The organism is Pseudomonadota bacterium, from assembly GCA_039815145.1.
GTDB lineage: Bacteria > Pseudomonadota > Gammaproteobacteria > Steroidobacterales > JBCBZW01 > JBCBZW01.
On the sequence record JBCBZW010000015.1, the window covers coordinates 63514 to 73346 of the forward strand.

13 protein-coding genes are annotated in these 9833 nt (G+C 63.8%); 8 read left to right on the top strand and 5 right to left on the bottom strand.

The genetic code is table 11. The features are described 5' to 3' along the window. Nucleotides 1-2: 2 nt before the first annotated feature. The 4 genes from AAF184_06610 to AAF184_06625 all read right to left on the bottom strand — a co-directional run bounded on the left by AAF184_06610 (nt 3) and on the right by AAF184_06625 (nt 2433). Complete coding sequence (locus tag AAF184_06610) at nt 3-848, bottom strand: ABC transporter substrate-binding protein (protein ID MEO0421987.1); 846 nt, start codon at nt 846-848, stop codon at nt 3-5. A gap of 80 nt (nt 849-928) precedes the next feature. Continuing rightward, complete coding sequence (locus tag AAF184_06615; GenBank protein MEO0421988.1) at nt 929-1255, bottom strand: hypothetical protein; 327 nt, start codon at nt 1253-1255, stop codon at nt 929-931. A 112-nt stretch (nt 1256-1367) separates the two neighbouring features. After that, entirely contained in the window at nt 1368-1889 is a 522-nt protein-coding gene (hutX, locus tag AAF184_06620; GenBank protein ID MEO0421989.1) for a heme utilization cystosolic carrier protein HutX, read from the bottom strand. Between the two features lie 4 nt (nt 1890-1893). Then, nucleotides 1894-2433 (bottom strand): hypothetical protein, encoded by a 540-nt coding sequence (locus AAF184_06625; GenBank protein ID MEO0421990.1) that lies wholly within the window; start codon nt 2431-2433, stop codon nt 1894-1896. A gap of 176 nt (nt 2434-2609) precedes the next feature. On the opposite strand from AAF184_06625, the gene AAF184_06630 reads away from it, so the two are divergent. From AAF184_06630 to AAF184_06645, 4 genes are all read left to right on the top strand, one after another. Further along, on the top strand, nt 2610-3125 hold the full coding sequence (locus tag AAF184_06630; protein ID MEO0421991.1) for a hypothetical protein: 516 nt from the start codon (nt 2610-2612) through the stop codon (nt 3123-3125). 637 nt (nt 3126-3762) lie between these two features. After that, complete coding sequence (locus AAF184_06635) at nt 3763-4584, top strand: ferredoxin--NADP reductase (protein ID MEO0421992.1); 822 nt, start codon at nt 3763-3765, stop codon at nt 4582-4584. After that, nucleotides 4581-5099 (top strand): hypothetical protein, encoded by a 519-nt coding sequence (locus AAF184_06640; GenBank protein MEO0421993.1) that lies wholly within the window; start codon nt 4581-4583, stop codon nt 5097-5099. Before AAF184_06635 ends, AAF184_06640 begins: the two co-directional genes overlap by 4 nt. Before the next feature lie 458 nt (nt 5100-5557). Next, nucleotides 5558-6127, top strand: coding sequence for a peroxiredoxin (locus AAF184_06645; protein MEO0421994.1), 570 nt, complete (start codon nt 5558-5560; stop codon nt 6125-6127). A 452-nt stretch (nt 6128-6579) separates the two neighbouring features. Here the strand turns inward: AAF184_06645 and AAF184_06650 are convergent, their stop codons facing one another. Then, nucleotides 6580-6786 carry a hypothetical protein gene (locus AAF184_06650; GenBank protein MEO0421995.1) on the bottom strand — a complete coding sequence of 69 codons (207 nt, stop codon included), beginning with the start codon at nt 6784-6786 and terminating at the stop codon, nt 6580-6582. Between the two features lie 22 nt (nt 6787-6808). Here AAF184_06650 and AAF184_06655 point away from each other — a divergent pair, with 22 nt between their 5' ends. The 4 genes from AAF184_06655 (at nt 6809) to AAF184_06670 (ending at nt 9652) form a co-directional block, all read left to right on the top strand. Further along, nucleotides 6809-7255: a DUF4920 domain-containing protein gene (locus AAF184_06655; protein ID MEO0421996.1), complete on the top strand. Its 447-nt coding sequence runs from the start codon at nt 6809-6811 to the stop codon at nt 7253-7255. A 50-nt stretch (nt 7256-7305) separates the two neighbouring features. Next, nucleotides 7306-8076 carry an azurin gene (gene azu / locus AAF184_06660; protein MEO0421997.1) on the top strand — a complete coding sequence of 257 codons (771 nt, stop codon included), beginning with the start codon at nt 7306-7308 and terminating at the stop codon, nt 8074-8076. 5 nt (nt 8077-8081) lie between these two features. Then, nucleotides 8082-9398: a di-heme oxidoredictase family protein gene (locus AAF184_06665; GenBank protein MEO0421998.1), complete on the top strand. Its 1317-nt coding sequence runs from the start codon at nt 8082-8084 to the stop codon at nt 9396-9398. 62 nt (nt 9399-9460) lie between these two features. Continuing rightward, on the top strand, nt 9461-9652 hold the full coding sequence (locus AAF184_06670) for a hypothetical protein (GenBank protein MEO0421999.1): 192 nt from the start codon (nt 9461-9463) through the stop codon (nt 9650-9652). Nucleotides 9653-9833 lie beyond the last annotated feature (181 nt).

Consider the following 9833-nt stretch of genomic DNA (forward strand, 5'->3'; position numbering starts at 1 on the left):
CGTCAGGGCGCGCGGGCGGCGTCAGCACTCGCCACGGCATCGAGGGAGATCGCGAGTTCGCGTGCCGCCTCCAACGTGCGTGGGCCGAAGCCGAGCATCGCCATACCGTCCATATCGATCACCCGGCGGTGGCGTCCCGCGTCGGTGAGTCGCAGGGCGGGATGGGCGAGCAGTGCGTCGAGGCCGCCGGCATCGTTCACCCCGCGCGTGGGCACGACGAATATCGATGGGTTGATAGACACCATCATCTCCATCGAGACCGGTCGCCACCCTCGCATATCGGCGAGCGCGTTGGTTGCCCCGGCCATCGCCAGCAGACCATCGCCGGAGGTCTCAGCCCCCGCTCCCAGCGGTGCGCCATCGCGCAGCCCCAACAGGACCGCCACCTTTGGCGGCGTATCGCGATCGGGTAGATCAGCGAGCGCGTTGATCAGGGGCTGGATGCGCTCGGAGAGCAAGCGATCGCCCGCCTCAGGCACCCCCAACACGGTGGCCACACAACGCACCTTCGCCACGATGCCGGCCGGCGTGTGCACTTCTGGCACGCGCACCATGCTCACGCCCGTTCGCTCCAGCTGGGCGATCACCTCCGGCGGTCCCATATCATGCTCACCCAACACCAACGTTGGCTTAAGGGACAGCACGCCCTCCGCGCTGAGGGCACGAACGTAGCCAATCTGCGGGAGCTCGAGGGCTTGCGAGGGGTAGTTCGAGGTGCGGTCTGCGCCTACGATGCGATCTTCCTCACCGAGGGCGTAGACGATTTCCGTGAGGGAACCGCCGGCGATGGCGATGCGAGAGGCGTCTTGCGCAGGTGCATCGCAGCCGGCGGCGTGGGCCGGGGCCACCAGAGCCCACGTGAAGGCTATCGAGGCACCGCAGGCGAGGACGACCGATCGTCCTGACGCGGCTCGGCGCGTGCCGACCATCAGTAGCGCACCCGGAAGTTGGCACCGAAGTCGATACCAGGCTGGGTAAAGCGCGAGGGATTGTCCGCGCCACCGGTGGCTCCGGCGCGGGCGATCGGTCGCTGCGCTTTCTCTGCCTTAATCACAGAGGTGGCGGCGGGGACGTCACCTAGGACCGTGCCAGCGCTCACGCTGGTGATGGTCCTCAAGGGCATGACGCAGGGGGCTGCGTTCGCGTTGCGATCACCCACCACCTCGTCGTCGCTGCCGCTCGAATGGGCTAGTGGGGCACCGCAGAACTCAAGGCGGGCAAAACGGGCCGAGCCCGCGGTAGTCGGGAAGTTCATAGCCTCAACCTCATGTACAAATGCAGACGCGAATGCGAATGGTTCGCATCATATTACGAGGTAAGCACCACAACAATACCTGACCGAAACGCGGAGTACCGCGCGCCGCCGATTAGGGGGAAGCGGCTAGACGCCGACGCAGGCGTTCGAAGTTCTCCAGTTGACCGGCCTTCAGGGAGCGGTCCGCCTCTCGGCCTACAAACACTTTGAAAATGCAGTCACCGGCCTCGTCGAAGAAGAGAGCCGCGCAGGAGCGGCGCCCCATGAAGGGACGATCAAGGAAGGCGATCGCCTCGCAAGCATCCTCGCGAAGGTGCCCCCCCAGTGGGGCTCCTCCCTGGAAATTGAGATAGCCTCGCCCCGCCGTAACCGCGGGTATCGAGGTCTTTACCTCGACGATGAAGGCAGGCAGGTGCACGAGAAACATGACCTCACCCCAGCGGCTGAGCTCCTCCAGCACGTCGGGTAGCATCGCGCCATCCACCAAGGTGCAGTGCTCTGCTGGCAGGAGATGGGCTGCCTCCAAGGGCGTGACTCCAAACTCCTCGGCCACCCGTTCCAGCAGCGCGCCGGGCTCCTCTTGGAAGCGGCTTTTGACCGCTTCTCTGACCTCTCTAGGCAGCTCCGCCGGCACAGTGTCAGGACTCCGCACGGCTGAGTTCGAGGTCGCGTTGCCCAGGCGCCGAGTGCGGCCGATGCGCGGCAGCTGTCGGTAGCGATGCAGGCGTTTGGTGACTTGAGGATCTCGGCGGCGGTGTCGCTTCGTAGCCGTGGCTGTACAGCAAGGCGCCAACCTGAATGAACCGGTTGGTCAGGTAGTCAGGCACCAGATCGCGTGCAAGCAACCAGCGCAAGTGGGCGCGAAGGCCGTCGAGCTGGTCATGCTGCGCAGCAGTGATCGCATTCAGTACGCAAGGCTCATCGCAGGTCACTTCCAAGCTCGCCGGCAACGCCATCCAGATCTGGCGTTTACCCTCCTGCACCAACCCGGCGACCAACACTCGAAGGTCCTCCCGCGCACGCGCTCCCTCATCCGCGAAAGCCGCCTGGAAACTCGGATCCAAGCAGGTACAACGCGCATGAGCGACAGCTGATACGCGAAAACTCCAGAGGGCCATGGCTGCTCCGTAGGACAGCTCATCCACCTTCAGTTCGTCCAAAAAACGGCTCTTACTCAATGTCTTAGCACTCCAAGCGGGGACGAGATCGGCGCCGAGGCCTAGCCTCTGTTGCAATCGGTAATAAGAATGATTTGCAATCATATTCGCTGAGAGGTGAAATGCAAGTCGGTCCATCTCAGAAATGACCAGGATGACCGCAGCCGCGCCGACAACTTCATGGAAGAGAGTGCTACATGTCCGAGACCAACCACTGCGAAGCAATGCCCCTGTACGTCGAGGGCACGCGAATGGCCGATCTTCGCTTCGGGGCCAGCTTCCTGATTTGGGGGTTTCGCCACTGCGCTGCTGGTGCGGCGGCGTGCCCTGTCGCGAGGCAAAGCTACGAGATGGCCTTCGAGGGTGACGCGCAAGCCCTGGCGCAACTCGAGATGCTCACCACAGCCATTAGCGAAACCGGTCGGCGGCGCATCTGGTTCGCGCCGCCAGCCTGCGAAAGGCTCACGCGCGACGAGGCCTGCTTGCTCGAGGTGCTCGAAGCGGCCCAAACAAAGCAGGTGGGGCGACTGAACGACAGGCTTTGCGCACTGCTCGCGGGGGCACCGAGCAATCTTGTGCGTCGCTGTGCGCAAACCCTGGCACAGCTCTTTCGCGCACGGGGCTTCCATATCGTCGCGCCCGTCGATGCTAATACCCTTGATCGTCACACGGAACACGCTACCGCGGCCCAGATGAGCCAGATGGTCCACTGAGACAGTGTGGTGGCTGAGCAGAGGCGGTAGCGTTCATCAGCCAGGTCCACGGCACCGAGTGAACGCACTCATGCACCCGCTCCCCGCGACAGGGAGCTCGCCACCCAGCCCACCAGGAGGAGTCCCAACCCGTAAATCACCAGTGCACTGAGCACATGCCACTTTGGCGCCAGGGCCGTCACCAGAAGAGTCGAGATGCCCGCAAGGGCGCTCAACACAAGCCATATGGGCAACTCCCACCCGACGGCCGCATGAAGTGCTAGGAGGGCGCCGAGGGAGAGGATCCAACTGGCGCCCGGGAGAAGCCAACGTGCACCCGCGTGGCCCCGACAAGCGACGAAAGCCGTTCGCCGCTGCGCGGCATGGAACCAGCCTGCGCAAGCCGTGTAGAGCAGACACAAGGCGGCGGCCGTTGCCACAGCGGAATCTCCCGAAACGTGCGTCGGAGAACACTCGGCCCTGAACGAGGCTATTCGAGTGTGATTTTCATTCTTAATGATGAGATCGCCGCCGCACCAACGGCTGTGGAGTTCAGTTTCGACCAAACAGACGCGAATAAGAATGATTGACATTCGCGTATAGTTGCGCGAGCCTAGTCGCTGTGTATTAGAGCGTTCACCAGGAGTCCGTCCCGCCGATGTCCAGTACGGCCGAAAAGCGAGCCCCGACCCTTTCGCACAGCCCTTTCCCAAGCCAGCGGGTGGTCAGTGTGCACCACTGGAATGACCGCTTGTTCAGCTTCCGGGTGACCCGGGATCCCGGATTCCGCTTCCGGAACGGTCAGTTCGTCATGGTGGGGTTGCCCGCCGCGGGCCCTGAGACGAAGCCGGTGATGCGCGCCTACAGCATCGCCAGCGCGAACTACGAGGAACACCTCGAGTTCTTCTCGATCAAGATCGACGATGGCGCCCTCACCTCCCGCCTTCAGCACCTCCAGGAGGGAGATCACGTGCTCCTCAGCACGAAACCCGTAGGCACGCTCGTCCTCGACGACCTGAAGCCGGGCACGCGCCTGTTCCTCCTTGCTACCGGCACCGGGCTGGCGCCGTTCCTCAGCACGGTGCGTGATCTCGAAACGTACGATCGCTTCGAGCAAGTCATCCTCGTGCACTGCGTACGTCGCAGCGCAGACCTCGCTTACCGAGAACTGCTAACTCTGCAGCTGCAGGAAGATCCCTACCTCGGAGAGATGGTGCGCGAGCAGCTGCGCTACCTCCCAGTGGTCACCCGAGAGCCCTTCGTTCTCGGGCAGCGAATTCCTGAACTGATCGCCAGCGGCACCCTGACCCGCCACCTGGGTATAGGGCCACTCGATCCGGCCAAAGACCGAGCGATGTTGTGCGGAAGCATGCCCATGCTGCGCGATACGCAGGCCGCCCTCGAGGCGCTGGGCTTTGAGATCTCCCCTAGCCAGGGGCTTGCCGGGGATTTCGTGATCGAACGGGCGTTCGTCGGATGATCCCCTACACAACACGCTTGCGATCGGCCGGAGGTGGCGCGGAGAGCTCACCTGACGCGCATTGGAAGCAACTCACGCGAATCGCCAACTCGGCCTTCGCCGATGGCGACTACGGCGCTGCGCGCGCTCATTACCTGGAGGCCATCCACGAGGCTGAATCACTGTTCGAAGCGGCCGCGAACGGATCAGGCTGGACGGACGCTGCCGCTCTGCTGATGGTCGCCCATGCGAACTTAGCGGAACTGCTCATCCAAACGGGCGAACGTGTCGCTGGCCGCAACTGCTGTCAGTCGGGGCTGGAACGCTTGCTGGCAGTGGTTTGCGACGCCGACGTAAACGCGGACACGCAGGCCTTCCGTGCAGAGTGCTACCGCCAGCTCAACCCGGCCCTGCAAGAGTTCTTGCACTACCAAAGCACCCTCCCCGCCAGGGACCGTTCGCGCGGCGAACTCGTCGTGGCACGGGTGCGACTCGCAGCCACCACCTTCGCTCGAGAGGCTTCTCAATGCCACTAACCGCTGTGCCGCGTCTTGCTCGCAAGTACGTCCCGCGCGCCTTTGCTCTCGCGGTGGTCGGCCTCTACGCTTGCGGTGCACATGCGACGCCCTCGTCAATGCCGACGGGCTCTATCGGCCCTGCCTGGGCCGAGATGCTCTTATCGGCGATGGCGCTGGTCGCCGTGGTCATCGCTTACGTCTTCGCCATCGCGAGTGCTCACGAGGATGAGAAGCATCGCCCCCAGGGCACGCTAGATGAGATGCTCCTGCGATACGTCAAGCCACCGCGGGATCACCCCCAGCCTCCCGGGTTGCACGCACCCGACCCTCTCAGTCAGCTAGAGTCTGACCGCCGATCGCACCGCGTGGATTAGTTTGCCTGACCGGTCCAGGTAGACTCGCCGCCCTGACCGCGCGGCTGGTGGCACGGCCCCCGTCGCCCCCCAACCTACCCAATGCACTGGAGACCGTACTTCATGACCCCACAACGCATTCCTGAGGCCCTGTTCCGCACTCGTGTTCGCGACGAATCGGTCGGCGGGGACAATCCGTTTCGTTGGCAGGACGTCACCTCTCAGGAGATCTTCGGTGGCCGACGCATCGTGGTGTTCGCCCTGCCTGGCGCCTTCACGCCGACCTGCTCGTCCACGCACCTGCCGCGCTTCGAGGAACTCTACGCCCAGTTCAAGGAGCTGGGCATCGACGACATCTACTGCCTCTCGGTGAATGACGCTTTCGTGATGTTCCAGTGGGGCAAGTCGATCGGTGCGAAGCAGGTGAAGATGCTCCCCGACGGCAATGGCGAATTCACTCGCAAGATGGGTATGCTGGTGAGCAAGGACAACTTGGGCTTTGGCATGCGCTCCTGGCGCTACGCAATGGTCGTGAATGACGGCGCCATCGAGCAGATGTTCGTGGAGCCCGAATTCTCCGACAACTGCCCGAGCGATCCCTTCGAGGTGTCGGACGCCGATACCGTACTCGCATGGCTCAAGGGCGAATCCGCACCGTCGGAAAAGCCGGCGCGGGCGGCTTTCACCGGCTAACGACCAACCGCTCAGGCGGCGCCCCGCGAGCGCGGCGCCGCCGAGCAGCGGGTCAAAAGGAGTCAAGGATGATAGGACCGAGGGTCGAAGCTGCGGGGCGCGCCGCATGACCACCAGAGACAAGCGAGGCCTGCGGGGATCGCTCGTCATGCTCTGGGCGATCGTCGGCTTCTCGACGCTGCTGCTCTACGGCCTTGCGAAGCTGGCGAACGCTACGGCTGGCGCGTTCTCTGCGAGCCTCGGCCCCCATCACTTCGCTGCGCTGGTTGCGAGCGCACTGGCGATGGCGTGGTTCGAAGGTTATCGCGGCTTTCAGCAGTCCTTCTCCCCGCGCTTCGCGGCCCGTGCCGCCGAACTCGGCGAACACGCCAGCGCAGCCCAGGCGTTGCTCGCGCCCTTGGTGTGCATGGGGCTGCTCTGGGGCACCACGTCGCCGCCTCCTCAGCGCGTGGTCACTGACCTGCGGCATCGTGCTCCTGGTGCTTCTGTTTCGCCAGCTGCCGCAACCCTGGCGCGGCATCCTCGATGGAGGTGTTTTCGTCGGGCTGACGTGGGGCCTCATCGCCACGTGGGGTGCCGTAGCGGGCGCGTTGATTCAACGCCATCAACGGCACCACCACCGCCCAGCGGTCGCCGCTGATTAGGTCGCTCGTACTCACACGCCCAGCCGGGGAGTAAACCATGTTCGCTCAGACCTTCCGACGCTCTATCTTCACCTGTGCTGCAGCCACGCTCTGGGCCACCGCCGTATGCGCCGGTGAGTACGGCGAGAAGATGCCGGCGACAGGCGAAGCGGTATCGCTGGCCCAAGCCGTGCGCACGGTGAACGCAAACGGCGAGTACACGGGCAAGATTCGCGGCCGAATCACGGAAGTCTGTCGTAAGAAGGGCTGCTTCATGGTGCTGGCGGACGGCGAACACACGGCGCGGGTGGTCTTCAAGGACTACGGGTTTTTCATACCCAAGGACACGCCACCAGGCATGTCTACGGTGTACGGCGAGCTGACCACGGAATTGCTAAGCACCGAGCAAGCGCAGCACTTCGCCGAGGACGCTGGCCGCGCAACGGCCGGTGTGATGGCGAGGCGCGAGCATCAGATCGTCGCCAGCGCCGTCGTCATCGACTGACCCCTTCCCGCCAGGATCGGCCTGCCTTCGCAAAGGGGGCGATTCGAATCGTGCGAACACTCCCCATCTGGCAAACGCTCGCCGACAAACCCCTCGGCAAATGGCTTTTCTCGCGGGTGCTGTGCTTCAAGGCACCGTACTTCGCCACCATCCGGCCCCAATTCCGAGCGCTGCGCCCTGGCTACAGCGAGATCACCCACCGCTGCCTCACGCGGGGAATCGCCCCACCGCAGAACCCACCAGGCGCGCCAGGTGCGCTTGCCCTTGAGCAACTGATCGACAGCGGCAGGCCAGGCCTACGGAAGCCTCGGAGGCGGCATATATTGATTGCTATTGCGAATCGTTCGCGTTATCGTTTGGTATTCGACACCTTCGGAGTCATCTGTATGAAGAGAATTCACGCGTTCGCAGCGCTTGCACTGTCAGTCCCGGCCGCACAGGCGGCGTGCGAGTTCGAAATCGAGGTGGGGGACGCACTCGCCTACAGCCTCACGGAGATCGCACCGGATGCCACTTGCGAGAACGTTTCCGTGACCATCACTCACAAAGGCAGCCTGCCGGCGGCAGCGATGGGGCACAACTGGGTGCTCGCGAAGCCGGACGACTTCACCGCCGTCACTAACGGCGCCATGGCCGTGGGTCTGGACGCCAACTACGTACCCGACGACGAGCGTGTAATCGCTGCAACCAAAATTGTCGGTGGCGGCGAGCAGGATACGGTGACCTTCCCGCTCAAAGGCCTTGCGGCTGGTGAGTACGCTTTTTTCTGCACCTTCCCCGGCCACTGGTCGGTGATGAAAGGTACCTTCAAGGTTAGCTAGGTTCCGTGGAGGCCATCCTCGGGCAAAGCGCTGCCCTCTTCATCCTGCGCGTTTGCTCATTGCTCCTCCCTCTGATGATGGCCTCCACGGTCCTGGCGAGCGATGCGCTCGAACCTGGGGGTACTGCCCTGACCGTCGTCGCACCCCCTGCGGTCGGCGGCCAGGCACTCGCCCGTGTGCCCACCCGCCTGCTCGCCACGAACCACGCGGCAGCCGCCGGCAAGGTGCTGTTCGAGCGCGACTGGCTAGACCCACGCGCAGGAGACGGTGCTGTCCTGGCCGGGCCTCACTATGACCGAAGCTCGTGCACCGCATGTCACGTCGAGGCCCTGGACGGGCTATCCCCGGGATCGACCCAACCCTACCTCGTGGCCCGTCCAGTGCAGGCAACCTCCCTGGAGCAACTTGGCCTGCAGGCGAACACGCGTCACGCCAACGACCTGACGCCGGAGGCGATCGTTTCCATTAGGTATACCTACCGAACCTACACTTACCCCGATGGCTACTCCCGCACCCTACGCACCCCGCACGCCGTCGCCGCCACATCCGGCGGCGACCGCTTCCCCGTCGCCCTGCGAGCCGCACCGTTGTTGTTTGGCTGGGGCCTGTTGGAGCATGTTGATCAGCGTATGCTGCCTCCATTCCATGACCCGGAAGACCAGAACCAGGACGGCATCACGGGGCGAGCCGCAGTCATCCGCGACGCCTGCACCGGGCGACGCAAACTCGGACTTCTCGGCTGGAAGGGGACACACGCTTCGCTCGAGAACCAGATCAGCGCCGCTCTCCGTCACGACATGGGAATCGACAGCCCGAGTCCCTGCCAGGAAGATGCGCCGACCGTCGAGTTCTCGCCGCAAGAGCTTTCAGCGATCACCGAATTCGTTCGCCACCTCGCGGTGCCCGCACATCGGCGCGACGAGAATCGGCGACGCACGGATGAGGGCGAACGCCTGTTCGGCCGTGTCGGGTGTGGCGATTGCCACGTGCCCATCCTGCTCACCCGCAACGACGGCCCGCCAGCACTCGCTAGTCAACGGGCTTGGGCCTACACCGATCTGATGCTTCATGATATGGGAGCCGAGCTCGCTGACCCAGGCGATGGACCAATGGCCCGAGAATGGCGCACGGCGCCCCTGTGGGGCGTGGGTCTCGTCGAAGCACGCTACCCCAAGCGCGGGTTTCTTCACGACGGACGCGCCGAATCCCTGGAGGACGCGATCCTCTGGCACGGCGGCGAGGCATTGGAGGCCCGTTCGCGTTTCACCGCCCTGCCGTTGGCGGACCGGGAGATCCTCCTCGACTTCGTCCGTGCGCTCTGAAGCGCGGGCTGCAGCTTGCAACCATTTCTTGTTTCGCACAGGTTGCTGACGGCACGGGACACGTGCCTTCGTACAGGTCGAACCAGCAGGTACATGATGGCGAAGAAGGCGATACCGCCGAACATGTGTTCTACGCGGTGGCGCTGCAATGCGTCTCGACGCTGGCTGTACTGGCGCGCGAAGCCAAGTCGATCAAACTCCCCGTGCAGATGTTCTTCGGCTACGGCGCCCTGGCTTACGGGCTCGCCTTGTGACGTACCGCGTGGTGGGGATGCTCTCCAACTAGCAAAAAAAGGGGTCAATCCGGATCTCGCAAAGGATCCTGAGCGCATAGAACTGGATGCGCTAAAGCATTGAAAGGCCATGGGTCGGGCGATAGCGTTGGGTTACCACACACCAAGACTACGACCCGGTGACCCATGACCTCGCTCAAGG

Bases quoted from the DNA above. Each gene is read 5' to 3' on its own strand.
- AAF184_06615 (MEO0421988.1), bottom strand. From the start codon at position 1,255: ATGAACTTCCCGACTACCGCGGGCTCGGCCCGTTTTGCCCGCCTTGAG.
- AAF184_06630 (MEO0421991.1), top strand. From the start codon at position 2,610: ATGTCCGAGACCAACCACTGCGAAGCAATGCCCCTGTACGTCGAGGGC.
- AAF184_06635 (MEO0421992.1), top strand. From the start codon at position 3,763: ATGTCCAGTACGGCCGAAAAGCGAGCCCCGACCCTTTCGCACAGCCCT.
- AAF184_06640 (MEO0421993.1), top strand. From the start codon at position 4,581: ATGATCCCCTACACAACACGCTTGCGATCGGCCGGAGGTGGCGCGGAG.
- AAF184_06645 (MEO0421994.1), top strand. From the start codon at position 5,558: ATGACCCCACAACGCATTCCTGAGGCCCTGTTCCGCACTCGTGTTCGC.
- AAF184_06655 (MEO0421996.1), top strand. From the start codon at position 6,809: ATGTTCGCTCAGACCTTCCGACGCTCTATCTTCACCTGTGCTGCAGCC.